Raw genomic sequence first — 25,483 nt, forward strand, 5'->3', positions numbered from 1 at the left:
CCGGCTCCTTCGCTGCGCCGAATATCTGCCTGCGCTACTTTAGTTGGCTTTATCCTGCATCTCGTTCTTCGTTCTTTCCTTGTTCTTTCTTCGCCTCTTTCAACGGCTCGATCTTCGTCTGAGTCCTGGATGCATTCGCCATAAAAACATCAAGATGCAGCATGAAATCCAAAGGCCAGCCACGAAGCGCCTTGATCACCGAAAAAAAGACGCCGAAAAACAAGACAACGACAAACTAGGCACCGAAAAACAAGACACCGACAAACAGGCCGCCAAAAAAATGCCGAAAACGCTTCCACCTGCGCCACCCATGGCATATGCGAAAGCGTTTTTTTACACTACAGCAGCCACTTACATGCACATATCCACGATGACCTGAAAAAAACCTCGACGATTTCCGCAGAATAACGCCGCCACCTTTCAATAAAAAACATGCCCATCGTTTCGGCACATCCACATGGTATATAACCCTACAAAAGTCCAATAACCTCCGATTCAAAGAGAATCTTTCTCATAAAACACCGGGCAACAACGTTTCAAAAGGTGATTTGTGATTACCTGATTAATGCCCGACCAAGATGCCTCCCCCACCGGCCTATGCACGCGCCTCGCCAACCTCCCTGAACGCCAACAAAAAGCGCCGGAGACCTCACCGATATTCTCGGTGAAGCCTCCGGCGCCAACGGTCAGCGCTTACGCCCTTCAACGACAGGGCTAACGAGCAACTGCGAGCAACTGCGAGCTATGACAAGTCACGGCGAGCAGCGACAACTCACTACAAAGGGTCGTCGTCCTTGAAGGTGCGCTCCCCTGAGATCATGGTCGAGACGATGCTCTGGCGGGACATGATGTCCTCGCGTATCGCCACGTACACATGGATGATAATGAAGGTGATCATCACCCACATGCCGAGACGATGCAGGGTATGCACGTCCAGGCTCTGGCCCACCAGCGGGATGACCCAGCCGAACAGCGTGTCCTGCCAACTGCCACGCAGGGCACCTTCGGCGTAGAGCGCCATTCCGGTCACGATCATGAACAGCGTGCCGAGGGTGATGAAGATGAACATCGCCAACTGCGCCAGCGGGTTGTGGCCCACGTACTTGCGCGGGCGCTTCTCCAGAAACAGGTACCAGCGAAGCTCGAACCACACCTCACGCCACCAGTCACGACGGTGCAACGGCAAGCGAAACAGCTGCTTGGCGTGGTGATTGCCAACCAGCGACCAGTAGAAGCGAAACATAAAACCGATCGCCAGGATGTAGCCCGCAGTAAAGTGGGCAAAGCGGATATAGCCCATCACAAAGTGATCGCTGGCCTCACCTGACACCGTCGGCAGCGGCTTGCCGATAAAGTAGCCGGTGACGATCAGCACCAGGATGGCCGCCGCGTTGGTCCAGTGCCACAGCCGCAACGGCGCCTCATAGACGTAGACCGAGGTCTGCTTGACCGAGGAAGGCAGCACCCGTTCCTCCCCGGGGCCAAGCTTGCCAGCCTGAGGGTCCTCCGGGCTGGCCGTTGCAGCAGGTGACGCTTTCGAGTCATGGGACATGGGACACCCTCCCCCGGCTATCTGACGGTGACGCGAGACAGCTCTTCACCGTCTTCGCTCATCACGTGGGTGGAACAGGCCAGGCACGGATCGAAGGAATGCAGCGTGCGCAGGATCTCCACCGGCTCGTCCGGCCGCTCCATGGGCGTATTCAGCAGTGACGCCTCGAAGGCGCCGATGTTGCCCTCCGGATCCCGCGGGCTGCCGTTCCAGGTGGTCGGCACGATGCACTGGTAGTTCTCGATCTTGCCATCCTTGATGCGGATCCAGTGGCCGTTCATGCCCCGGGGTGCGGCGACCATGCCGACACCGCGAGCCTCCTGGGGCCAGGACGCCGGGTCCCACTTCTCGATATTGGCGGTAGCCAGGTCACCGGCGCGGATGTTAGCGATCAGCTCATGCCAGTCATCGAGCATCATGGACGCGCAGTAGTGGGCTTCCAGGGCGCGGGCCAGGGTACGGCCGATGGTGGTCGGCAGCGCCTGCTTCGGCGTCAGACGGGTGCCGGCGAGCTGATTGAGGGCGGCCAGCGACGAGTCCACCTGGTCGATCACGAAGTCATTGCCCTGGGCGTAATTGAGGATGTAGCGCGACAGCGGTCCCACCTCCATGGCGTGGCCACGCCAGCGTGGCGACTTGATCCAGGAGTACTTGGCGGCCTCGTCGATCTCCTCGATCCGGGTGCGGGTACCGACGGTGCCCTGGCCCAGTTCGTAGTGGTGCTCGGTCTCGCCGTCCCAGGGGTGCAGGCCACGGGACTCGTCGGCGTAGCGGTACCAGGAATGGGCCACAAACTCCTGGATCTGCTCGGGGTCGGTGGGGTCCACCTCGTGGATCTCGTTCCAGTTGCCGCCGAGGATGGCGCCCCCCTTGAGCTGGTCGGTGGACTTGTCGTAGTTGACCTTGGAGTAGTCGCCGTAGTCCATCACGTTGGTGGCGGACAGTCCCCCGCCATACAACCAGCCCTTGTAGAAGCTGGCGATGGCGATAACGTCGGGGATATAGACGTTCCTGGAGAAGGCGAAGGCTTCCTCCATACGCGCACGCACGAAGTTGAGCCGCTCCATGTTGAGCGGCGCCCCGGCCGCCAGGTCGCCGTCGATATTGATGGCGCAGGGCACCCCGCCGACCATGTAGTTGGGGTGGGGGTTCTTGCCGCCGAACACGGTGTGGACCTTGACGATCTCCTTCTGCAGGTCCAGCGCCTCGAGATAGTGAGCGGTCGCCATCAGGTCCGCCTCCGGCGACAGCCGGTAGGCGGGGTTGTCCCAGTAGCCGTTCTTGAAAAGCCCAAGCTGCCCCGACTCGATAAAGGTCTTCAGACGATTCTGCACGTCGCGAAAATAGCCCGGCGACGACAGCGGATGGTTGGGGCCGGTCAACTGCTGCAGTTGCGACGTCGCCCGCGGATCGGCCCTCAGCGCATTGACCGGGTTGACCCAGTCCAGCGCGTGCAGGTGGTAGAAGTGCACCACGTGGTCGTGCCACTGCAGCACCTTGGCCATCATCTCGCGGATCAGGTGAGCGTTGCGCGGGATGCGGATGTCGAGTGCGTCCTCCACCGCGCGCACCGAGGCCAGCGCATGACAGCCGGTGCAGACACCGCAGATGCGCTCGACAAAGGCCCAGGCGTCGCGCGGGTCACGGCCCTTGAGGATGACCTCGAGCCCGCGCCACATGGTGCCGGTGGACACCGCGTTGCGGATGATGTTGTTGTCATCCACGTTGACCTCGCAGCGCATATGCCCCTCGATGCGGGTCACCGGGTCGACGACGATACGCCGTCCGCTTCTGTCCAGATTGAACCCGTTAGGGGTGTTGATCTGCGTCATCAGGCTTCCTCCCTGTTGGCTGACGACTGGCGCTTGACCTGCGCCCGTTTCAAGGCGCTGACGGCGGCGTGGACCGCCACCGCACCGCCCACCCCGGTGGCTACAACGCCGCCGATCTGGTCGGCGTTGGCCTCGATGCCGAACTGGTGCACGTCCTGCAGCCGGGCGTACCAGGAGCCCTTGTCCCAGAAACCGTCTTCGGAGCAGCCGATACAGCCGTGGCCGGCCTGGATCGGGAAGCTCACGCCCTCGTTCCAGCGGATGGTCGAACAGGCGTTGTAGGTGGTCGGGCCCTTGCAGCCCACCTTGTACAGGCAGTAGCCGCGACGGGCGCCCTCGTCATCGAAGGACTCGACGAACTGGCCGGCGTCGAAGTGTGGCCGGCGGTAGCACTTGTCGTGGATGCGCTCGGAATAGAACATCTTGGGCCGGCCGGTGCGGTCGAGCTCCGGCAGCCGGTCGAAGGTCAGCATATAGGTGATGACCCCGGTCATGACCTCGGCGATCGGCGGACAGCCCGGCACCTTGATGATCGGCTTGTCGGTGATGACCTTGTGCACCGGAGTCGCCCGGGTGGGATTGGGGCGCGCCGCCTGGACACAGCCGTGGCTTGCACAGGAGCCCCAGGAGATCACCGCCTTGGCGTGCTCGGCGGTCTCGCGCAGCTGGTCGACGAAGGGCCGCCCACCAACGATGCAGAACATGCCGTCCTCGTTGAGCGGGGGATTGCCCTCCACCGCCAGGATATAGTTGCCCTTGTAGCGCTCGATGGTGTCGGCCAGGGCGGCCTCGGCCTGATGCCCCGCCGCCGCCATCAGGGTGTCGTCGTAGTCCAGCGAGATCATCGACAGCACCACGTCCTTGACCAGCGGATGGGCCGAGCGGATGAACGACTCCGAGCAGCAGGTGCACTCGAGCCCGTGCACCCAGATCACCGGCGTGCGCGGCTTGGTCTCCATGGCGTGGGCGATCTTGGCGGTGTAGGCAGGCCCGAGTCCCAGCGCCGCCGCCGTCAGTGAACAGAACTTCAGAAATGAGCGACGCGTGACCCCCTGTCGCCGCATCACGTCGTAGAAGGTTTCGATGGGCTCCATCGGCAACGACTCCCCTGTCGTGGTCCTGGATCTCGCCACCGGCGTGATCCCCTGATCTGGAGGCGGCCTACCCTCGATACGGCCAAGGACGAAAGCCGACTCAAGGCCTGCGCGCCAGGCCATCCAGATCGCCTGTTGTTGTTTCCCTTATATACGGGGCAAGGCCCGTGCCAGATTGCGGGGAGCACGTCTTTTCAAACACTTGGCGCACCTGACGACCACATGGCGGTAGCGCCCTTTCCAGCGACCTCCGTCACGGCAGCACAGAACTCGCGCTACACGGCACACAGGTGGTAGCCGGCTTTCCAGCGCGCTGCGCTGTCGCTGCCGTGGCCTACACGGCGCCAAGTGCTTGACAACAAGCAGCGAATCCGTAGAATACGGCGCCATCCAAAGGCTACGTAGCTCAGTTGGTTAGAGCACATCACTCATAATGATGGGGTCCCCTGTTCGAGTCAGGGCGTAGCCACCAGATACCGAAAGGCCCGTCGATCATCGATCGACGGGCCTTTTTGTTGCGCCTTCCTTTACAACGGTTCAACACCGACACAGAAAAAACAGAGCGCCTGGCGGTTGTTGCCCGCCAGGCGCTCTGTCGTCGTTTCAGCCTTTCAGCGCGTGCTGCGAGCGCTGGACCTACACCAGTTCGGCGCTGTCAAAGAAGGCCGTCAGCGCGCGGGTCAGGTGTTCCACGTCCTGGCTGCCGGCGGTCTCGCGGATCGAGTGCATCGCCCACTGGGGCACCCCCACGTCCAGCGTCGGCACACCCAGCTCCGTTGCGGTGATGGGGCCGATGGTACTGCCGCAACCCATGTCCGCCCGGGTGATAAAGGTCTGCACCGGCACCTGAGCTTGCTCGCACAGATCACGGAACATGGCCGCCGTGGCACTGTTGGTGGCGTAGCGCTGGTTGGCGTTGGTCTTGATCACCGGGCCAGCGTTGAGGCTCGGGCCGTGCTGGGCGTCGTGCTTGTCCTTGAAGTTCGGGTGCAGCGCGTGGGCGTTGTCGCAGGAGATCATCCGCGAGGACTGGATCAAGCGGATATAGCCTTCCTCTGTGCCCTCGCCGACCTGGCCATTTACGCGCTTGAGCACATCGGCGAGGAACGGACCCTGGGCGCCACAGGCGCTGGCGCTACCCACCTCTTCGTGATCATTGGCGACCAGCACCATGCCCTGTTCGCCGTCGGCGTCGAGCATCGCTTCCAGGCCAATAAAGCAGGACAAAAGGTTGTCCAGGCGGGCGCTGGCGATCAATTCCTTGCCCACGCCCACCAGCGACGGCGGCTGCAGGTCATAGAAGCCCAGCTCGAAGTCCAGCACCTTTACCCCGGTCAGGCCGTGCTCCTTTTCGAGCCAGGCCAGCAGCAGGCGATCGAGGTCGTCGTCCTTGCCACCCTGAAGCACCACCGGCGCCATCTGGGTCTGGGCATTCATCGCCTTGCCGTCATTGGCTTCACGATCCAGGTGGATGGCCAGGCTCGGAATGATGGCGATGGCCTCGGCGACGTTTAGCAACACACCCTCGACCCGCCCATCGGCGTGACGGACATGCAGACGCCCGGCCAGGCCCAGGTCCCTGTCGAACCAGGGCGCAAGCAGTGCCCCGCCGTAGACCTGCACGCCAAGCTGCAGCCAGCCCGCAGACGTCTGGCCGGCGTGGGTCTTCAGCCTGAGATTGGGGCTGTCGGTATGGGCGCCGACCATGCGCAGACTGGTGACCGGCTGGCCCTTCGGCAGGTTGACGGCGATAATCGAAGAATCGTTGCGGGTCACGTAGAAGCGGTCACCGGGAACCAAATCCCAGCTATCGGTCTCCAACAGGCGACGGTAGCCGGCGTCCTCAAACCGTTTAGCCATGTTCGCGGTGGCGTGCCAAGGGCTGGGGGAACGGTGCAGAAACTCAAGCAGCCGACTGAGCCTTTTGGCGCATCCGGCATCATCCTTTGGCAAGCACTCCTGTGACATGGGCGTCCTCTGTTGCATGATAGTGTGGTTGAAGGATTGACCCTGAATATCGCACAACGGCAAGGGTCAAGGATTGACATCAAGCTGCTACAATGCGAATCCGGTCCAAGGGACCCGCCGACCGAGTCGGTGTAAGACCGACGAGTGTACACGAATCCTGGAGTGCTTCATTGATGAGCCTGATTGAGTCTGCGGGTCGCGCCCTGGCGCTGTCCCTGCTGATCGCGGCCCCTACGGCGCTGGCTACTCCCACGCCCGGCGACGACCAGCGTCAGGCGGCCATGGAGGTGGCCGAATCACTACGCTACGGCCACTACGCGGACGTGAGGCTGGACGACCAATGGTCCAACCGCGCCTTCCAGCGTTATCTGGACGTGCTGGACGGCCAGCGTGCCTACTTCGTGCAGGACGACGTGGATGAGTTCGCTGATCTGCGTACCGGCATGGACGAGGCAATGCTCGAAGGCTCCCTGGAGCGGGCCTACGACCTCTACGAGCGCTACCACGATCGTGCCGAGGCGCGTCTTGAGTGGATGCTCGAGGAGATCGACCACCTCGACATGAGCTTCAATGGCGAAGGCCGCCTCGAACTCGACCGCGAGGATGCCGCCTGGGCCGCCTCCCAGGCGAGCCTCGACGACTTGTGGCGCAAGCGCCTGGCCAACGCCGCCCTGACGCTGTCAATCAGCGGCCAGGAAGACGACGAGGTCATCGACACCCTGCGCGAGCGCTACGAGACCCAGAAGCATCGCCTCGAGCAGACCAACGCCGAGGACGTGTTCGGGCTGATCATGGCCGCTGCCACCGGTACCGTGGACCCCCACACCGAATACCTGTCGCCGCGCCAGGGCGAGTCCTTCGACATCCAGATGCGCCTCTCGCTCGAAGGCATCGGTGCCCTGCTCCAGGCCGACGGCGAGTACGTCAAGGTCGCGAGCCTGGTACCCGGTGGCCCGGCCGAGAAGGACGGCGCGCTCAAGCCCGCCGACCGCATCATCGGCGTCGGCCAGGAAGGCGAAGACATCGTCAACGTGGTCGGCATGCGCTTGGACGACGTGGTCGAACTGATTCGTGGGCCCAAGGGCTCCGAGGTGCGCCTCGAGGTGGTGCCCGGCGAAGCCGTGGACATGACCCGCTCCACCGTGGTCGACATCACCCGTGACACCGTCAAGCTCGAGGATCAGGCGGCCAGCAGCGAAGTCATCGAGATCCAGCGCGAAGACGGCGTGCACAAGGTCGGCGTGATCGAGGTGCCCGCCTTCTATGTCGACTTCGACGCCTGGCAGGCCGGCGAGGAAAACTACCGCTCCACCACCCGTGACGTCGCCGCCGAGGTCGAGAAGCTCAAGGCCGAAGGCGTCGAGGGCATCGTGCTGGACCTGCGCAACAACGGCGGCGGCGCGCTGCAGGAAGCCAACTCGATGATCGGCCTGTTCATCGACCGTGGCCCCACCGTGCAGGTACGTGACGCCCGTGGCCGCATCAGCCTGTACGGCGACACCGACAGCGGCACCCTGTATGACGGCCCGCTGGTGGTGCTGGTCAACCGCCTGTCCGCCTCGGCCTCGGAGATCTTCGCCGGTGCCATCCAGGACTACGGTCGCGGCCTGATCGTCGGCTCCAACACCTTCGGCAAGGGCACGGTGCAGACCCTCAACGACTTGAGCTACGGCCAGATCAAGCTGACCCGCGCCAAGTTCTACCGCATCTCTGGCGAGAGCACCCAGAACCGCGGCGTGAAGCCGGACATCATGTACCCGAGCCTGCTCGACCCCGAGATCATCGGCGAGAGCGCGCTGGACAACGCCCTGCCCTGGGACACCGTGCGTGACGTCCAGTACCGCAGCTACGGCACCCCGCGCCAGTACCTGAAGGACCTGCGCGCCCGCCACCAGCAGCGTGCCGACGAGCACCCCAACTTCCACTACCTGGAACAACGGGCAGAGCTAGCGAGCCGTCTGCGCGAGCAGCACACCAGCGTCAGCCTGAACCGAGAGCAGCGTCAGCGTGAAGCCGACGCCCAGGATGCCGAAATGCTGGCACTGGAAAACGAGCGCCGCGAAGCCCTCGGCCTCGACATCCTCGAAGAATGGGGCGACGCCCGCGAAAGCGGCGACGACACCGACCTCGCCGACGAAGAGACCGAAGAGGAACAGCCCGTCGACCGCGCCGAAGTCGAGGAGTCAGCGGAAATCCTGCTCGACTTCGCCGAACTCGGCCCGAGCTGGCAGTACGCGGTAAAAGGCTAAGCAGCGACAGAAACGACTAGCCGCAAGCTAAACGAAAAGCCGGGGCATCGAGCCCCGGCTTTTTTATGGACGTGGTCTGAACGCAGCCATCGCCAACCTAACGGCGAACAGCCCTTCTCACTCTTCTCTCCCTCCAAAGCCCCATCGCGACCAGGAGTTCGAGCAAGGCGAAGCCAACAAACGCCGCCCCATAGACCCATCGAACCTGACGCTGCTGCTCTTCGGTGGGAAACAGCTCCATCGAGCCCTGCAAGAACCCCGCACCGCTCAGCAGCATCAACACGAGCAACAGCACCGCAACACACCAGAGTAGGATTCTCACCTTAGTCTCGCCTTGTTCGTCAGTAGCAGTAGCTGTCTACATTGTTCCCAATGCGCAGACGGCTGCGCATACTGGTAATGACATCGAAAATCAGAGCGACGATAATGCAAACACTATACGATCAGGACGCTCCCAAACAAGCCACAAACCTCAGCATAAACAGCGACTTGCTGAAAAGGGGCAGGAGTATGAATGTCGACCTCTCGGCCACGCTAGAGAAAGCACTGGAAGCAAAGCTCGCCGAGAGCGAAGCCCAACAATGGCAGAGGGAAAACAGCAACGCTATCAAAGCCTACAACGATGCTATCTCTGAGCATGGGTGCTTCGCCGAAGAATACAGGACATTCTAATGCCCCAGTTCGACGTGTACGCTAACCCCAGCGCGTCGACGAAAAGGATGTACCCTTACCTTCTGGATATACAGAGCGATACCCTCTCGGAGTTGGCCACCCGAATTGTGGTGCCCCCTAAACGCAAATCTCTTTCTGGACGTAAGAAAGCTGCCCCGCCCTGCGCCAACAGTGACCCTCGACAGCGAAGAACTGTTGATCCTTATCCCACAAATCGCATCATTACCTGCCAGCGTTTTAAAAAGGCCCATCGTCACTCAAGAGCACATGCGAGATAAAATAGTCGCCGCACTCGACTTCGCAATGGTCGGGTTCGGGTTCTGGTTCTGGTTATTGATATCGGTGTCTAACGCCGTAAGCAGGCGCGTAAAAACTGGAGCGAAGCGAAGGTTTTTACGTCGCGCTGCCTTACCTTGTTAGCGCTACGATGCCAGCGCACGAAGCACGGTTTCAGGTTCTTTAGCGACGACATTCAATAGCACCAAGGCTGGTCCTTGCGGGGTGCGATCACCACGCTCCCAGTGACGTAGAGTGCTTACACTGATGCCGAATGCAGAAGCAAATTCGTTTTGTGACATGCCGACTTTAGCTCGAACTTTTTTAACATCCAGCGGGCCAAATTCATGCACCACGGCTTTGTCGGGCTTTCCTTTGGAAAACTCTATTGCTTCCGTCACCCCCTGTTTAATACTTAAAAAAGAACTAGCCATCATTGCCACCATAATGTTTTCGCAAAAGGGCGGTGAATTTCGCAAGCTCGTTTCTCTCTGACTTGCTCAGGTTCGCTTTCTCACCTTTCCCGAATACGGTTAATAAAAAAAGCGGCATCGTGCCATTGTGGTAGTAGTAAACTACGCGAACACCGCCACTTTTACCTTTTCCTTGCGCAGACCACCTCAGCTTCCGAATCCCTCCCGTGCCCTGCATGATGTCGCCAGATTGGGAATGAAATGCCAGGCAATTGATAATACTGGCTTTTCCTTCCTCGCTCAGAAGACCCAGTGCTCATTTAAGGAATTCGGGTAGCTCAACGATTGCCTGCATAGCTCCAAAGGTAATCCACTGGATCACCCTTGATCAAGAGGGCGCTAACGCCTCAAACACCGGCTTGGCGGAGTTGGCAGCTTTTTTGGAACAAAAAAGGTGACATCTTTACCAAGTCCAAGAGATTTGACTTGTTATATACTCTATTTAGAAAAGAAAACATGATCACCTGACTCTATTGGTGGTCCTTGCCAGCCCCAATCAACTTTTGTTTTATCGTTTAGAATACTTGGATTTTCTCTTTCAAATTTTAAACGACAGAGATACTTAAACCATACAGTTTGAATAGAGCCGCTATCACCACGATTACTCAAATAAGAAAGCATTTCATTTAAATTAAGCGACCTGAATCGCTGACACTCTTCTATAAATAGTTTTTGATCATTAGTTTCGGGGTTAATTTTATTTGATGTAAGAGCGCTTAACCATGTTCCATATTTATTAATAATATCAAGCTCGGCTAGCGTAAACACCTCAATCTTGCACTGCACTCTATACGGTTTGTTAATTAATGCACGATGTTCCTTAGAATGTGAAACCTTCTCATTTTTTTTCGGAAAAGGTGTTTTTCTTGATTTACGACTGCTAGTCTCCCGCATATCAGGTTTCTCCTCTTTCCTTTAAGCAAGAAAAATGCAGGCAATAACGACTACAAGTACGATTATTAGTGTGGCTGCTATATTTATACCGAAACTCTAGGCTACCGTGTATATAACGCCGTATTAAGGGGTGAGCAACGCACGACCACTAAACTCAACCTTACCACCATAAACACTGAACCCAACCAGAACCAAAAATGCCATGCGTTGGGAGTCCCTCTTGAATGCTTTGTTAGATTACTTTGCTGCAATGACCTCTTTATTTGACTCATCCCATATACTCTGAAGCTTATCAAGAGTCGCATTCTCATAATCCAATACAAAAGCATCCATTGTATCGACCTCTTGATGCAAAGCTAAAAGCTTTTCCCCCTCTTCTTTTGCTAAAGGAACAGAGGTGCCAAAGGGCTCGAAGCGCATATACTGTTCATGTGTTTCACCAAACTGATCAACGTAAGACACAAACAAATACCTCTGTATTGCACCACCAATACTCTTATTCTCTTCGTTGTATCCTTGACTAAATTGACTAAGGATAGGATCTAGTCTGTTCGTATCAATTATATGCTGCTCTGAAAAAATGCCTTTGTTTACATCCGTAATATAAGAACTTACTGGAAAATAATTCAAAATCGGGACAACAACACTTTGTAAGAACACCGGTTTTCCGCTATTTTCCGGAGTTACAAGCTTCAACTCATTCAGCCTTAAGAAAGCAAAAGGATATGAGTGAAAATCGTACATAACATCCCCAGAATTGCTAATAACTAAAGTTTCACTCCTTTTCCCATTTTCCGCACTATCGAACCTAAATTCTGCAGAAACTTTCGGTAACAACGCCAATCTACTGATATCCAAGGAGCTAGCAGCAATCTGATTGGCTTTTGATGATATATTCAACGCTACAATTGAGACGACTACAGCCATAATTGCAATCATGCTTGAAGCAATAGTTTCAAAAAAAATCTTGTACTTTGTTAAAAATTCTTTCATTTTACCTCATGTCATCTAACGCCAAGCTCACCGGTAAATTAGGAGCGTAGCGAGTAATTTATCCGCGTGCAGCTTTTTGTTAGCTTTCCTGCACCGGAACTCAGTAGACAGCTTTTTCAAGCCTTGCGTTTCTGTGCCGTCATCTTGCCTCTCTTCTCGATACCCTCTCGCCAAGCGTCCAATTCCATAATATCAGCAAGTAGTTCGTCGGGGTCTGGAACAGCAATGCCGCCTTGCAGGGCCTTATCATGTGCGTAGTTCGAACACTTGGTCATGCCAGCGTAGACTTTCGCATAATCGCCATCTTCAACAACGACGCCAGCAAGTCTCTGTGTTTCAACGCCTTTCCGGAACCGAAGGATCACCTCGCGCAAGAGTACTTCCTCGACTGCCCGCTCCCACGTCATACGTAGCCGGAAATAAGCATCAACTGTTTGTCTTTGACACTGTTGCTCTTCGCCATCCCTGTGCAGTTTGGCTATAGTTTGATGCTGAGCTTTAAGGGCCTTAATCCGCTTACTAGTGCTTTTTCCCTCGAAAGGGAGTTCTGGGTCGGCCACCCCGAATCCCTCAGAACGGCGTGTCAGGCTCTGTGTAGCAATAGGTACGGTTGCAAGCTTTGCCTCCTCGGCCAGCAGACAGAGGAAATAAATATCATGGGTAAATACGATGACCTGACGCTGTGCGGCTTCTTGCGCTAGTCGCTTTGCTACGCGTTCACGGCGGCGATGGTCTAGGGAGGACACCGGGTCGTCAAATACAATACCGCCCTTACCATCACTTAACCCGACCTCGGCCAAAAAAGAACCTATCGCAATCGCCCGCTGCTCTCCTTCACTAAGAATTTCACCAGGGTTACGACTTTGTGGTAATTCAAGTTTTAGTTTGTGCAAAGCCTTACCCCTGTCGGAGCGGCTTTGTAGCGAAACGCGAAGCATGCCTACGCCTAACGCCTTGAATTCGCAGTTTAGTGCTTCGGCTAGCTCTTTGGAGACGACCTTTTCGGCCAATTCTGATGCTTTTCGGGAAATGGAATTTGTCTTGATATCCGACAGGCACTTCTTAAGTTTGGCCTGGTGACCCAGTCGGGTCACCGCCAATACCACGGCATCCTTGACCTGACTTAGTCGCACTCGCGCATCTAGCTCAATGAACTGCTTTTGAAGTGCAGCACGCGCCTTTTCATCGGATGCTATTTCAAGAGTTTCAGCGTCAGCATTCAGCTTGTTAGCTAGCACTTGAAGTTGCGCTGAGGGGTTTCCCAACGCCTGTTCAGTACCTTCCCATTCGTGGGAGATTACCGCTGCCTTGATGGCTTCCTGGCGAGCGACTAGCGATTTCTCAAAGACTTTGACATCATTCGCGAGTTGCGGGTTCAAGCCTTCGATCTCACCGTAGGTAACATCGTCAATATTCAAAGTCAGAATGTTCGCGATGAACGGCTTGTACTCTGCGTACAGAGCTAGTCGGCGCTCTTGGGCGGTTTTCTCTGCCTCGGCTTGAATGAAGGACTCGAAGCGCTGTAAGCGGGCGGCGCCTTCAGCAAGAGGTTGCTGACATAGAGGACAAGGTGAATCGGTCCCCAGTTCTGGGAAGACCTTGTCCGGATGGGATTCTTCCGCAAACTTTCGGGCGGCGTCGAAAAGCTCACGCCAAGCCTCTCCTCCGGTGCCAGGTAGCAGACTTTCACTTGCCGTAAACTGCTTAGCTGCGAGTGCGGCGGCTGACTGCGCAGTGCGATAACTGTCTGCCAGCTTACGCAATCTGGTTACCACCGTATGATCTACTAGCGCGCCTTTGTTTTTTGCGTTTGTTGCGATGGCGGCAACTCGGCGAGCACGCAAACGCAATTGAGTCGCCTTTTCCTTCGGATTGTTTTCCTTCAAACTCTTATCTAGAGACGCATGCTGGGCTAAATCTTCCTGCGAAAGTGTCGCCAATGCTTCGATTTGTGCTTTCGTCGTTCTGGCCGATAGTCCTGAAATCAGTTTGCCAACGGCGGTCTCACCGTGGAGCGGCGCAAAAGCTGTAAGGTCTGCGGCAGACTGCGTATGCTCGGTTTCTATCGCAGTCTTCAGATGTTTGCAAACCTTCGCCAATCTCTCGAACACATCTAGCCCGTAAGGCACGTAAGAAAAGTCATCTTCACTATCTAAGTAGGCACGCGCGCAGTGCGAATCAAAGATCGCGAAAGACGACAGCGTTGCTGGAGCCGCTTTGCCGTCGGACCAGTGCTCATCTTGTACCGAACCATCAATTTTTATTTCGAATACGGCTTCGGCTTTCCCCGTTTGGCTTGCAGGTAGAGCGGCGTTCGGATAAATTGCTTCCATCTGATCGCGGGCGCGGCATGCGCGCTTGAACACGCGCGAGTATCCTGATTTTCCAGAACCGTTGTCACCATATATAACTGTCATCCCATGAGGAATAAACGACAGGCGCTGATTCTCTGCAATCGCGTTGACATGACGCATATTCTTCATTGCAAGCAGTTCAACGTGAGTTGTGGCTTTCACTGGTGCAGGGATCTGATCTGCCGTTAGGGGGTTGGGATTCCGCCCTTTCGGATCGGGAATACCATTCGCAGCTTTGAGTAGTGCAAATAGATCATCTTGGTCTTCTGTTGTTAGGGTCTGTTTAGCCAGCAAACGTGCTACCGCATCACTTTTCCAGGCCGGAAGACCCTGCGACCAATTCAGTATTTCTTGCAGTAGCGACAACATCTTCTCCTTTTTATTGGCCGGCCGATTGAGACTCGCTCAGAAAAGCTAACGCCGCATTCAGCGGCTTGTCCGCTGCAATGCATTGTTAGAGCACTCTAAACCCCTGCTCTTGAATAACCGAGGAGCGTAGAAACGCCCGAAAAGCGCCTCAAAGAAATGCAAATCGGTTACCGCCTGAATGCGCTGAAACCGCTTTCTAAGCTGAGTTGCCGCATCTGTTGCCTGCTGTAAATGCTCCGCATACTGGACTGAGACAACATGACCATCACGAAAAGCCTGCTTATTAAAGAACCAATCATATTCGCCATCTACATCCTTCGGCTCCCATTCCGGGACCTGAACGTACTCTCTAAATTCTCGATATTCAGCAACCAAGCATTTGAATTCAGGTTCCAATATTTGTTTAAGAGGGCCTACAAATTTCAGCTCTTGCCAACCGTCTCCGTGCTTATGTTCAATTTCATCGAAAGGCCGAAGCACTGACTCAGGGATTCTTCGAGAACTGTACACACAACTATCGAGTGCCATTATCTGATTCTCCGGAAACTTAGATAATATTGCGCCCAATCGCTCGGTGTCTTTTTGATGCTTACTTTCTACAACAGGTCGAAGGAACGCCAGAACTCCAGCTAAAGATCCGACAACAAAGAATGCATCTTTTAAATAAGGGATCCAACTACTCATATGCCTCCTACGATAGGCCTAGCCATGGACTGCTCTAACGCCTCAAGAACCGGCGGCGGCTTTTTCGCCGTCCGCGTTACTTGACTTGTTAAGCTTCTCCATTCGGATTACGTTCTTTCCCGGAAATATGCCTACCATAATCTCGTGCAACTTCTGTATCAGCATCTCCGACCGCTTTTCACCGCGCTGAGTAATATCTATTAGTTCAGCGGTAAGACTTTTCATTATTGTCGATGTCCGGTCGCCAAGAACCCTATCGATTTCCCCTAAGCTTACGGATGAACCACTGACAATGCCCGCAGCTTCCATTGCTGGCTGAACAATATTTAAGTGTATGTGATTTCTTGTTTTCACCGTTTCGGTAAAAATCGTGAAGAGTTCTTCAAGTTCAGTAAGATCAGTCAATATCTCTGACTTCTTCCCAGAGATCAGAAATGAAATAGAGTCAAAGTCAATTTTCCAATTTGGGTCAGAGTTCCCAAGTGACGGTTGTATTGCCACATAGGCTGACGGATCGCCAGTATAAGGTTTCAAAAATTGCTTATTGAAACCAGCAATATAGTTGTACACACGCACGAGCGTAAAAATAGCCCTATTTGCAGATGCCAGATCTATATCATCTTTTCGTTGTTTTTCACGGTCTGCATTAAATTTATAGGCAAAAAACGCACCTGCGAAGGCGGCAACTAGTGTAGCAACAGCGCCTGCGATCGTCTTGGCATCCAATCCTGGCATAAGCCCAACCGCCAACCCCAAAGAAAAAGACGCTATTGCTATGAATAGAGTTCTCTCATGATTGCTGGGAAATAGTTTAAAGCTCATTACTCTCCCTGAAGCTTAACGCCCGCAACACCGGACAATTTGGAGCTCAGCGGAAAATTGATCCGTGTGCTTGCGCTTGTTAGCACTAGTTTGCGATGTCTTCATTTTTGATTGAGCTTATATACGACAGCTCCAACTGCTTCCCTTGGGGGCTTTCCAGTTGGTTAGAAATTGACACCTCAAATTTGAGGCTTGAAACCAGTGCATGAGCTGTACCTACGAGAATGCCTGCGAGAGGATTTGAAAATGCAGCTCCAACCAGGCCAGCGGTAACGGCCCCATTTTTCACCGAACCATAGTTAAGATCAAGCGAAACTTTTCGACTTGCCAACAATCTGTAACCCCAGCTTTGCTTCGCAACTTTGTCCAAATCGCTTATTGCTTGTTCCAAACGTTGAATTTGAACTATTTTGGATCGAGGAATATCAGCAGATTTTTATATTTCCAAATATAATTCATCTAATGTCGTGCGCAATGCAATTAGCTCATCAGTTCTTTTTAACTTAAATTCCAGGAGTCTATCTAAAGGGACATCTGACTTTGGCACCGGTAAACAACGGGTTAATTCAAAGTCAGCTGTAATCAAATCTTTAGACATAGAAGCAGGTACAATTAGTTGGTCGCCGCTCTGATGGATAGCCCACTGTCCTGGGTTGCGATTGGTGAGATTAGCCGAAACTTCAGCGAGTCCTTGGAAATGCATGTTCGCAAGATCACTTCCATTGAAAGTGCCGTTCAGGTTCATTCTGGCGGTTTCTTTCCTGACAATTCCCGCTCCTTCTAACAGTTGCAAATCATCAGACAAACCAGTTCCAAAAATATTGCTATCGGTTACAACCACCTTATCCCAATATAGAGCGTAGTAGCGGCATTTCTCAGGTGGTATGCCGCCTCTCATAGAAACCGAGTCACCCTCGCTAACAATCTCCATTGCTGGAGTAACTATTCCTCTTTCCATATTTACTCCGAATTTAAGTCATGAGTGCTAACATTTTTATTCATAGGCATGCTCATTTATCTTCCGCATGAGCACACCCAAATTGCAGCCTATACCTTTGAATTCTTACGTAATTTTCTCACTTTACAGCGGAGTAATTCGGGATAAAACGCGCATGCTCATCTTCAAAATGCGCATGCTCAAATTGGCTCTTCAGCGATTGCAAAGCCATTGATTGTCCGCAACTTTATAGCGCCGAGGCGTAATAAACACGCCCTCTGATGCATCACTTCGAGCATGCCTTTAAATTCTGTGCTGCATTTCGTATACACGAATGAATACCGCACGCAGAGAAACACCTACGCCATGTCACCGGGAGAAAGTCACACCTCCCCTTCACCTACAAACTACCGACCAGGCACGCTACCGCCACGGCGGCCACAAGACATGACCACTCAGCGCGACGAACGCCGCTATGCGATCACAGGTACGGAAGGAGTTAAGGGCGGGTAACCAAAAACGGCAGCACGCTGCCATACAGGCGGCAAGGCGCCTGTATTGAACGTCAGATTAGCGTTGGCTGGTCATCCCTTGGCCATAGACGGCTTTCCTATCCCTGCGCATGATCGTTGTTTTCGTGCTCGTAGCGGCACTGTTTATTGCTTGGCATTGGCCATTAGCAGCAGAATAGACAAAAGATGTGAGGAATGGGAACGAATTTACGCGTTTTTTGGCTTAAGTCTTACAAACTGTTGAATTTCGGAAACTGCTTTTTGGAAGCACTCGCTTGCATCAAAATCGGGGATAGAGATCTGATACTGATACGACTGCCCTGCCCAGCGCGAGCAAGCAATCACTCGCATATGGCGGATGGGTGGTATAGCTTGTTCACCTCAGCGCCAGGTAACCACGATGCGTTTCTGATCCAGCACCGAACCTTGCCGCAATTGACGGGAACGACTCCGCGCGCCTGTGAGGCAACGCTTCCAGGTATCGCTACCAGGAAGCGTATTCACGCCCAGCGCGGCAAGCGGGCCTGGGTTGCCATACTGAGCACCAAAACGAGCCAATATACGTGAACACGTCAGAATGAGCTGCGAGGCTTCAGATGGATACCCGTATACAGTTTCGCATCGATGAAGAGACAAAGCGCCTAGCCCAGCAGATGGCAGAGAGCCAGGGGCGTACGCTCAGTGGCGCCTGCAGGGAATTGGCAGAACAACTCGCCGAGCAACAGCGCCAAGCAACGTCACACCATGACTGGTTATCGCTTCAGGTCAAGCGAGCGTTTGACAGACTCGAAGCCGGTGCAGCGACCTTTGTCAATCATGAAACCGCAAAATCCCGGATGGCAGAACGAAAGTCACGGATCCGCGCCCGTGACCTTGCCCCGGTAATCGGCGATTCCATGGGAAGAAGAGGGTCTGACAAGGCGTGAAGCCATTTTCGACTTTCTCTACCAGTTCAATCCTGTGGTCGCCGAACGGACTGATGGCCAGATTGAGGAAAGGGCAGAACTGCTGATGCTGCAACCGCTACTCGGCGTAGAGCGCCAAGGTATTCCTGGTCGCTTGCTGATCCTTCCGGAAGTATCGCTTCTGATCTCCTATCAGTTGGCAGGCTCAGATATCCGGATCATGCGGGTCCTTCACCAAAAGCAGCAATTCCCGCCCGCCGATTGACGGCTAATCACTCTCTGACCGCAAAGGCTCGAAGCGGACGTAGCTTCTTGGCTCGGCTGATGGACGGAGTCAGCCGGCCCCTCCCCTTCGCTCGATATCCGTTAAGCGTCATTACCTCACCTGCTCTGCATCCTGCCCATCAGTGTCTCGCTATCACGCCCTTGGCTGGCCGGCGTCGCCTGCCGCACTGGCTCATCTACTAGCCGCTCTCGGTGTCGACATCGGCGAGGGGCTGGTCCCCGGCCGCGGGGTTGGCGTACTTCATCCAGGTCTTGCCGAGGTGGTTGCGCAGTTCGTTGCCGACCTGCTTGCCGTCGCGGGCTTCCAGGGCGGCCATGATGGCTTCGTGCTCGTCCATGGCCACGGACCACTTCTCGTTTTTCAGGTTGGAAAGATAGCGCACGCGGTAGAGCTGTCGGCTAAGTGTGGCGTGGATCTCGATCAGGGAGTTGTTGCCGGAGAGCGAGACGATGCGGTTGTGGATCGCCTGGTTCAGGCGAAAGTAGTTCTGCCGGTCGCGACGCAGGAAAGCGGCCTTCATCTCGAAGTGCAGGGCCTGCAGCTCGGCGATGTCGTCGTCGCTGGCATTGGCGCAGCAGAGCTCCGCGGCTGACTGCTCCAGTACGCTCAGCACGTAGGCCTTTTCCTGCACGTCCTGGGGGCTGACGTCGGCGACCACCGCACCCCGTCGCGGGGAGATGACCACCAACCCCTCCGCCGCGAGGATCTTGAACGCCTCGCGCATGGGGGTGCGCGAGACGTCCAGCTCTTCGGCCAGCTTGCGCTCGGGCAGCCGCTGCCCGGGCTGGAAGTGATCCATCACGATATGTTCACGCAGGTAATTGGCGACCTTCTCCACCAGTCCTTCGCGTGCGTCCACTGCCGCTTCGTCCATCGTTAATGCCGTCATGGTCTTCGATGCCTAAAGAATGGCATACCGTTTTTTGGCGGGCAAACATTTACGCGGTTTGTCTCACTGCACTTATTCGTTGTTATTCAATGATATAACGCACATCTTTTGCCTTATGCGACCAAGGTCTATGCCCCAATCGTTTGACCATCAAAATGGTATACCACTACATTTCTCTGCATCTTGATCCCGCCCGATCCTTCCAGACCGAGGCCTTCAACCCGCTCAGGCAGCCCCCGGCAACGCGCCATCGGTGGGCCAGGCCAGCACGGAGACGCTCTACGACCATGAACTACCTTCACCACTTTGATACCGCCACCAACGTCGAGGCATGCGTCGCGGGCGCTGGCGATTTCGGTCGCGGCATCCTCCGTCAGGCCCAGCAGATGCCCGGCATGAACGCACGTATCGCGGTGGACATTAGCGCCGAGACGGCCGCCCAGGCGTTCGAGAAGGCCGGCATTCCGGCCTCGCAGATCGCGGTATGCCAAACACAGGACGAGGCAAGCGACGCCTGGCAGGCAGGCAAGTTTGTCGCCTGTGGCGATCTCGAAGTGGTCAAGCACCTGGATTTCGACATCCTGGTGGAAAGTACTGGTATACCAAACGCCGGTGCCACCCACGCGGCCAGTGCACTCAAGGCCGGCAAGCATGTAGGCATCGCCACCAAGGAAACCGAATCGGTGGTCGGTCCCTACCTGACCCGCCTGGGCAACCGCCATGGTCGCCTGTTCACTCCGCTGGACGGTGATCAACCGAGTCTGTTGATCGGCCTGGTGACCTGGGCCCAGACGCTGGGCTTCGAGATCATCGCCGCCGGCAAGAGCAGCGAATACGACTTTGTCTGGGACGAGGCGGATCAGGCGATCTGTTGCAACGGCACCCGCTTCGACGCCCCGGACATGGCCGACCTGTGGACACTGCCCGAGGGCGACGAGCGCAGCGTGGTGCGCGCCCGTGGCGAGCACCTGAGCGCCATTCCGCAGATCTCCGCACCGGACCTGTGCGAGATGACCAATGTCGCCAACGCCACCGGCCTCACCCCCGACCACCCTGCCTTCCACGCCCTGGTGCTGCGTACCCATGAGGTGCCGACCCTGCTGGATCTGGAAGGCAACGGCGGCGTGCTCTCCGGCACGGGGCGTCTGGAGGTGTTCAACTGCCTGCGACGCCCGGACGAGCTGAGCTTCGCCGGTGGCGTCTTCGTGGTGGTGCGCTGCGAGGATGCACACGCCTGGGAGGTACTGGACGGCAAGGGCCATATCCTGAGTCGCAGCAAGAAAAGCGCCATGGTCTACCTGCCGCGCCACCTGCTGGGCCTTGAAGCGCCGATCTCGCTGCTCGACGCCGTGCTCAAGGGCCTGCCCTCCGGCGGCGGCCAGGCCACCCGCCCGGCGGTGGACCTGGTCGCCCGCGCCACGGTGTCACTCAGCAAGGGGCAGGAACTCGAGATGAAGGGCCACCATCGCCACATCGCCGGCCTTAAGCCGGAGGTGCACCCCGCCGCTGCGCTGGTCGATGCTACCCCGGTACCCTTCTATCTGCTGCCCGGCGCCGTCCTTAAGCGCGATGTGGCTGCAGGACAGTTGATCAGCGTGGCCGACGTGCAGCTGCCGGACTCCACCTTGCTCCACCTTCGCCGCGAGCAGGACGCGATGTTCTTCTCCACCGCCGAATCTTCCTCCGAACCGGCCTGACGTCATGTCGGGCCACCTGGCAACCAATGGGCATCTGCCCATGCTCAACCACAACAACCACCCCCAGGAGAACGCCATGATCACCCGAAACGCGATCATCACCGCCAGCGCCCTCGGCCTGTCGCTCGTCGTTGCGAGCCCCGCCGCGCTGTCCGCCGACGAGGCGGCCGACTTCCCCTCCAAGCCGCTGCAGTTCCTGGTCGCCGCCGGCGCCGGTGGCGGCACCGATAACTTTGCGCGCACCATCAAGCCGCTGCTTGAAGAGGCCATGGACACCCGCGTGACGGTGGTCAATCTGCCGTCTGCCTCCGGCGCCCTGGCCCACCAGCGTACCGCCAACGGCGACGCCGACGGCCACACCCTGGACTTCGCCTCCTCGACCCTGGTCACCTCGCTTGCCGCCGGCCAGAACCCCACCGGCCTCGACCAGCTCACCCCGGTGGCGCGTATGCAATCCGACGTGATGACGCTGATCGTCGATCCGGACAAGTACGCCGACTTCGACGCCTTCATGGAGCACGCCAAGGCCAACCCGGGTCAGGTCATCATCGGCGGCACCCACGCGGCCAGCCCCGACCGCATGGCCTTCCTGTCGTTCCGTGACGCCACCGGCCTGGACATCAGCTTCATCCCCTACGACGAGGAAGGCAGCGTCGCCGCCAACGTCATGGGCGGCAATATCGATGGCCTGTTCGGTGAGATCAGCTCGGTGCTGAGCTACATGGAATCCGGCGAGATGATGCCGATCCTGGTGTTCGCCGAAGAGCGTCTGGAGAACTTCCCGGACATCCCCACCACCGTCGAGAACGGCTGGGACCTGACCGACGGCAACGAGCGCGGCATCTTCGTCCACGCCGACACCCCGGACGCCATCGTCGAGAAGCTCGAGTCCACGCTGAAGAGCGTCTACGACTCCGAGACCTACCAGGAGTACGAAGAGCGGGTGAACCTGCACTACCGCGAGGGCTGGCTGGGTAGCGACGACTACCGCGAGAAGCTCGAGCAGAACCTGGAACTCTACACGCGGCTTCTGGAAAACACCTGATCCCGTGGACTGGCGGGCCGGGTACTCCCCGGCCCCTCACCTTGCGCTGACGGGACTCGCTCCCGCTGGCCCGCCGTGAACCGAGCCTCACCATGCATACCAAGTTCACCGTCTTTGCCGTCCTGTTGCTGGTACTGGCCGCCGTCACCCTGGTGCCGACGCTTGATTTCCCGAGCTCCGAGGACGTCTCGACCTTTATCGGCCCGCGCCTGTGGCCGCTGTCGCTGTTGCTCCTGCTGATTGTGCTGTCGGCGACCCTGCTGGTCTCCACCCGCATGAGCCAGGCCAAGGAGCGTGCCAGCGACGCCGAGGCCAAGGCCGCGATGGCGAAAAACCCCGCGACTGAACCCGGCCAACAGGCTGACGCCGGCCAGGACAGCGCCACCGACAACGTCACCGACAGCACCACCGAAGCCGCTGGCGTTGCTCTTAACCCTGGGTTTCTTGCCGCCAACCGCCACTGGTGGCTGATGGGTACCACCGTTGCCTACACCCTGCTGATGCCGGCCATCGGTTTTTTGCTGGCCACCGTGATCTTCACCCTGGCCTGCACCTTGCTGCTTGGCGCGCGCCACTGGGCGGCCCTGCTTGCCACCGTGGTCATCGCCGTTGCGCTGATCCAGGGCGTGTTCTCCACCCTGCTGGGCATCCCCTTGCCATGACACCCAGCCGGTACGATTTTCCACCAGTATTTCGCGGGAGCTGACGATGCTGGAGAGTTTTCTCAGTGGGCTAGGCGTGGTCTTCCAGCCCATGAACCTGTTGATCCTGACCTCGGCCGTGTTTATCGGCTTTATCGGTGGTGCGCTGCCGGGCATCAGCGGCGTGATCCTGGTGGTCATCCTGCTGCCGGTCACCTACGGCATGGAGCCCACCCAGGCGTTCATGCTGCTGACCGCCATCTACGGCTCCACCGTCTTCTCGGGGCTGATCACCGCCATCCTCTATCGCGCCCCGGGCACCCCGGAGGCGGTGATGACGGCCTTCGACGGCTATCCCATGACCCAGCAGGGCGAGGCCGGCAAGGCGCTGGGCATCGGTGTGCTGAGCTCCGCGGTGGGCGGGCTGGTCGGCACCATCGCGCTGATCATCTTCACCCCGATGCTGGCCTCGGTGGCGCTGAAGTTCTCCTCCCCCGAGTACTTTGCACTCGCCATCCTCGGCCTGACCGTGGTGGCCTCCCTCGGTGGCCGGCTGATCCTCGGCTTGATCGGTGCCACCCTGGGCCTGTTGATCGCTACTATCGGCATCGACCCGCTCACCGGCACCAGCCGCTACACCTTTGACAACCTCAACCTGGCCGAGGGGGTCGGGCTGATTCCGGTCATCGTCGGTCTGTTTGCGGTGTCCGAGGTGATGAAGCGCTCCCTGAGCCGTGACGCTGAACAGCCGCTGACCAAGGTCAAGATCAAGATCTTCGACGCCCCCATCCTGAAGAAGATCGGCGTCACCCTGTCACGCTCATCCATCCTTGGCGTCATCATCGGCATCTTGCCGGGCATCGGCGCCAGCACCGCCGCCATGGTCAGCTACAGCGAGACTGTGCGCTGGTCCAAGCACCCGGAGAAGTTCGGCAAGGGCGCACCGGAAGGTATCGCTGCACCGGAGGCCGCCAACAACGCCGCCGCCATGGGCGCCCTGGTGCCGCTGTTCGCGCTCGGTATTCCGGGAAGCGGTACTACCGCGATCATCCTCGGCGCCTTCATCATGCACGGCCTGCAGCCGGGGCCGATGTTCATGCTGACCTCGAGCGACCTGATCTACGCGGTGTTCGCTGGGCTATTCGTGGTGAACTTCATGATCCTGGCGTTCTCCAAGCCGTTCATCAAACTGTTCACCCGGCTGCTTAACGTGCCCTACTCGGCGCTGGGCCCGATCATCCTGATGTGCTGCATCGTCGGTACCTACTCGGTGCGCAACTCGATGTTCGATGTCTGGCTGATGCTTGGCTTCGGTGTGCTCGGCTTCCTCTTGGAGAAGATCAAGTTCCCGCTGGTCTCGATCATTCTTGGCCTGGTGCTCGGCCCCATCGCCGAGAGCGAACTGCGTCGCTCGCTGGCCATGTCACAGGGCGATCTCGGTATCTTCTTCTCGCGTCCGATCAGCGCAAGCCTGATCGCCATCGCCGTGCTGCTTCTGGGCACCACCATCGTCATTGCCCTGCGCAAGCGAGCGAGGATCCGGGCCGCTGCGATGGGCTGAGGTGATAAAGCCACACACTGGCTAACCACCAGCATCCTCCCCACGCAGAAACGACATCGCCCTCGCTGCCGATCAGGCAACGAGGGCGATTTTTTTTGCTGAATCATACGCGGGTGCCAACAACGCTACCTGAGTCGCGCGGCCTGACGGCCAGATGCCCATCTTGTCCTAAGCTTATCCAACAGGAGGTGGCCGATGACTACAGTAACCGTCGAGAATGCTCGCGCTGAGCTCGAAGCCTTGATCGACAAGGCATTGGAAAGCCACGAACCTATTTTCATCACCGGTAGAAGAGGTGACGCCGTCTTGCTGGCGGAAGATGACTGGCGTGCCATCCTAGAAAGCCTCCACCTGGCTTCCCTACCTGCCATGGGCGAATCGATCAGGGAAGGGCTGGAAACCGATCTCGGCCAGTGCGAGCGAGAACTAAAATGGTGACTTGGCAGACAGGCTAGAGAGAACGCTTCGCCCCGAGTGCAAACTTTCTGCGACACCGCTTTTTACGCCCAGGCATCGCAAGCCTCAGGAAGAGTGCGGCAGAAAAACGCAAAGCATGAAGCGTATCCTGGGACGGAAATCCCGGATAATTTCAATAAAGAGAAGAGACGGCAGGAAAGGGAAAACACCAAAAATCAGCACTGGCTCCCCGAACAGGACTCGAACCTGTGACCCAATGATTAACAGTCATTTGCTCTACCAACTGAGCTATCGGGGAACAACAATGTGCAGTACTTCAAGCTAGGCGACAATGTCAGTAATGCTGCAAGGCCAGATGGCT

Annotated in this window: 24 protein-coding genes, 2 tRNA genes and 1 pseudogene; 13 read left to right on the forward strand and 14 right to left on the reverse strand. The window is 57.0% G+C overall.

The features are described from left to right. Window positions 1-154: 154 nt before the first annotated feature. A complete protein-coding gene (locus tag C6W88_RS21400) occupies window positions 155-379 on the forward strand; it encodes a hypothetical protein (protein ID WP_146164668.1) in 225 nt (74 codons plus the stop codon). A 396-nt stretch (window positions 380-775) separates the two neighbouring features. Here C6W88_RS21400 and cybH read toward each other — a convergent pair whose 3' ends face one another. The 3 genes from cybH to C6W88_RS14280 are packed head-to-tail and all read right to left on the reverse strand — an operon-like array spanning window position 776 to window position 4,478. Next, window positions 776-1,552, reverse strand: coding sequence for a Ni/Fe-hydrogenase, b-type cytochrome subunit (cybH, locus tag C6W88_RS14270; RefSeq protein WP_108132937.1), 777 nt, complete (start codon window positions 1,550-1,552; stop codon window positions 776-778). 17 nt (window positions 1,553-1,569) lie between these two features. After that, entirely contained in the window at window positions 1,570-3,384 is a 1,815-nt protein-coding gene (locus tag C6W88_RS14275; protein WP_108132938.1) for a nickel-dependent hydrogenase large subunit, read from the reverse strand. Beyond that, the gene (locus tag C6W88_RS14280) at window positions 3,384-4,478 is read right to left on the reverse strand and encodes a hydrogenase small subunit (RefSeq protein WP_108132939.1); all 1,095 of its coding nucleotides are present in this window, start codon (window positions 4,476-4,478) and stop codon (window positions 3,384-3,386) included. Before C6W88_RS14280 ends, C6W88_RS14275 begins: the two co-directional genes overlap by 1 nt. A gap of 395 nt (window positions 4,479-4,873) precedes the next feature. On the opposite strand from C6W88_RS14280, the gene C6W88_RS14285 reads away from it, so the two are divergent. Beyond that, a tRNA-Met gene (locus C6W88_RS14285) sits at window positions 4,874-4,950 on the forward strand. 164 nt (window positions 4,951-5,114) lie between these two features. On the opposite strand, the gene C6W88_RS14290 is transcribed toward C6W88_RS14285, so the two are convergent. Next, entirely contained in the window at window positions 5,115-6,446 is a 1,332-nt protein-coding gene (locus tag C6W88_RS14290; RefSeq protein WP_108132940.1) for a M18 family aminopeptidase, read from the reverse strand. A 173-nt stretch (window positions 6,447-6,619) separates the two neighbouring features. Here C6W88_RS14290 and C6W88_RS14295 point away from each other — a divergent pair, with 173 nt between their 5' ends. The 4 genes and pseudogenes from C6W88_RS14295 (at window position 6,620) to C6W88_RS22100 (ending at window position 9,787) form a co-directional block, all read left to right on the forward strand. Next, window positions 6,620-8,695 carry a carboxy terminal-processing peptidase gene (locus tag C6W88_RS14295; protein ID WP_108132941.1) on the forward strand — a complete coding sequence of 692 codons (2,076 nt, stop codon included), beginning with the start codon at window positions 6,620-6,622 and terminating at the stop codon, window positions 8,693-8,695. 426 nt (window positions 8,696-9,121) lie between these two features. Then, window positions 9,122-9,367: a type II toxin-antitoxin system CcdA family antitoxin gene (locus C6W88_RS14305; protein WP_108132943.1), complete on the forward strand. Its 246-nt coding sequence runs from the start codon at window positions 9,122-9,124 to the stop codon at window positions 9,365-9,367. Continuing rightward, window positions 9,367-9,489, forward strand: a pseudogene (locus C6W88_RS22095) (CcdB family protein); the annotation flags it as partial. The gene C6W88_RS14305 and the pseudogene C6W88_RS22095, both read left to right, overlap by 1 nt. After that, entirely contained in the window at window positions 9,473-9,787 is a 315-nt protein-coding gene (locus C6W88_RS22100) for a CcdB family protein (protein ID WP_375038071.1), read from the forward strand. The pseudogene C6W88_RS22095 and the gene C6W88_RS22100, both read left to right, overlap by 17 nt. 2 nt (window positions 9,788-9,789) lie before the next feature. Here the strand turns inward: C6W88_RS22100 and C6W88_RS14315 are convergent, their stop codons facing one another. The 8 genes from C6W88_RS14315 to C6W88_RS22105 all read right to left on the reverse strand — a co-directional run bounded on the left by C6W88_RS14315 (window position 9,790) and on the right by C6W88_RS22105 (window position 17,190). Continuing rightward, window positions 9,790-10,077 (reverse strand): type II toxin-antitoxin system RelB family anti-toxin transcriptional regulator, encoded by a 288-nt coding sequence (locus tag C6W88_RS14315; RefSeq protein ID WP_108132945.1) that lies wholly within the window; start codon window positions 10,075-10,077, stop codon window positions 9,790-9,792. Beyond that, window positions 10,070-10,294, reverse strand: a complete 225-nt coding sequence (locus C6W88_RS14320; RefSeq protein ID WP_197037123.1) for a type II toxin-antitoxin system RelE/ParE family toxin — start codon at window positions 10,292-10,294, stop codon at window positions 10,070-10,072. Before C6W88_RS14320 ends, C6W88_RS14315 begins: the two co-directional genes overlap by 8 nt. A gap of 260 nt (window positions 10,295-10,554) precedes the next feature. Beyond that, window positions 10,555-11,010 (reverse strand): MaoP family protein, encoded by a 456-nt coding sequence (maoP, locus tag C6W88_RS14325; RefSeq protein WP_108132946.1) that lies wholly within the window; start codon window positions 11,008-11,010, stop codon window positions 10,555-10,557. A gap of 237 nt (window positions 11,011-11,247) precedes the next feature. After that, the gene (locus C6W88_RS21405; RefSeq protein ID WP_146164669.1) at window positions 11,248-12,003 is read right to left on the reverse strand and encodes a hypothetical protein; all 756 of its coding nucleotides are present in this window, start codon (window positions 12,001-12,003) and stop codon (window positions 11,248-11,250) included. 116 nt (window positions 12,004-12,119) lie between these two features. Beyond that, entirely contained in the window at window positions 12,120-14,726 is a 2,607-nt protein-coding gene (locus C6W88_RS14335; RefSeq protein ID WP_197037124.1) for an AAA family ATPase, read from the reverse strand. 57 nt (window positions 14,727-14,783) lie between these two features. Beyond that, entirely contained in the window at window positions 14,784-15,410 is a 627-nt protein-coding gene (locus C6W88_RS21410; protein WP_146164670.1) for a hypothetical protein, read from the reverse strand. Window positions 15,411-15,452: 42 nt separating this feature from the next. Continuing rightward, window positions 15,453-16,232: a hypothetical protein gene (locus tag C6W88_RS21415; protein WP_146164671.1), complete on the reverse strand. Its 780-nt coding sequence runs from the start codon at window positions 16,230-16,232 to the stop codon at window positions 15,453-15,455. Window positions 16,233-16,668: 436 nt separating this feature from the next. Beyond that, complete coding sequence (locus C6W88_RS22105; RefSeq protein WP_197037125.1) at window positions 16,669-17,190, reverse strand: DUF6236 family protein; 522 nt, start codon at window positions 17,188-17,190, stop codon at window positions 16,669-16,671. Between the two features lie 1,087 nt (window positions 17,191-18,277). Here C6W88_RS22105 and C6W88_RS14355 point away from each other — a divergent pair. Next, complete coding sequence (locus C6W88_RS14355; RefSeq protein ID WP_108132949.1) at window positions 18,278-18,607, forward strand: damage-inducible protein J; 330 nt, start codon at window positions 18,278-18,280, stop codon at window positions 18,605-18,607. Between the two features lie 34 nt (window positions 18,608-18,641). Beyond that, window positions 18,642-18,851, forward strand: a complete 210-nt coding sequence (locus C6W88_RS14360) for a type II toxin-antitoxin system RelE/ParE family toxin (RefSeq protein ID WP_231498655.1) — start codon at window positions 18,642-18,644, stop codon at window positions 18,849-18,851. Between the two features lie 199 nt (window positions 18,852-19,050). Here C6W88_RS14360 and C6W88_RS14365 read toward each other — a convergent pair whose 3' ends face one another. Then, the gene (locus C6W88_RS14365) at window positions 19,051-19,761 is read right to left on the reverse strand and encodes a GntR family transcriptional regulator (protein WP_231498656.1); all 711 of its coding nucleotides are present in this window, start codon (window positions 19,759-19,761) and stop codon (window positions 19,051-19,053) included. Between the two features lie 287 nt (window positions 19,762-20,048). Between C6W88_RS14365 and C6W88_RS14370 the strand changes: the two genes are divergently transcribed. From C6W88_RS14370 to C6W88_RS14390, 5 genes are all read left to right on the forward strand, one after another. Continuing rightward, on the forward strand, window positions 20,049-21,458 hold the full coding sequence (locus tag C6W88_RS14370; RefSeq protein WP_108132952.1) for an NAD(P)H-dependent oxidoreductase: 1,410 nt from the start codon (window positions 20,049-20,051) through the stop codon (window positions 21,456-21,458). Window positions 21,459-21,534: 76 nt separating this feature from the next. After that, window positions 21,535-22,503, forward strand: a complete 969-nt coding sequence (locus C6W88_RS14375) for a Bug family tripartite tricarboxylate transporter substrate binding protein (protein WP_045994607.1) — start codon at window positions 21,535-21,537, stop codon at window positions 22,501-22,503. Window positions 22,504-22,595: 92 nt separating this feature from the next. Beyond that, window positions 22,596-23,165: a tripartite tricarboxylate transporter TctB family protein gene (locus C6W88_RS14380; protein ID WP_108132953.1), complete on the forward strand. Its 570-nt coding sequence runs from the start codon at window positions 22,596-22,598 to the stop codon at window positions 23,163-23,165. A gap of 46 nt (window positions 23,166-23,211) precedes the next feature. Then, window positions 23,212-24,705, forward strand: coding sequence for a tripartite tricarboxylate transporter permease (locus C6W88_RS14385; RefSeq protein WP_108132954.1), 1,494 nt, complete (start codon window positions 23,212-23,214; stop codon window positions 24,703-24,705). A 195-nt stretch (window positions 24,706-24,900) separates the two neighbouring features. Beyond that, on the forward strand, window positions 24,901-25,143 hold the full coding sequence (locus C6W88_RS14390; protein WP_045994604.1) for a type II toxin-antitoxin system Phd/YefM family antitoxin: 243 nt from the start codon (window positions 24,901-24,903) through the stop codon (window positions 25,141-25,143). A 201-nt stretch (window positions 25,144-25,344) separates the two neighbouring features. Here the strand turns inward: C6W88_RS14390 and C6W88_RS14395 are convergent. Continuing rightward, window positions 25,345-25,420 (reverse strand) — tRNA-Asn (locus C6W88_RS14395). Between the last annotated feature and the right edge of the window lie 63 nt (window positions 25,421-25,483).

This window comes from Halomonas litopenaei, from assembly GCF_003045775.1.
Lineage (GTDB): Bacteria > Pseudomonadota > Gammaproteobacteria > Pseudomonadales > Halomonadaceae > Halomonas > Halomonas litopenaei.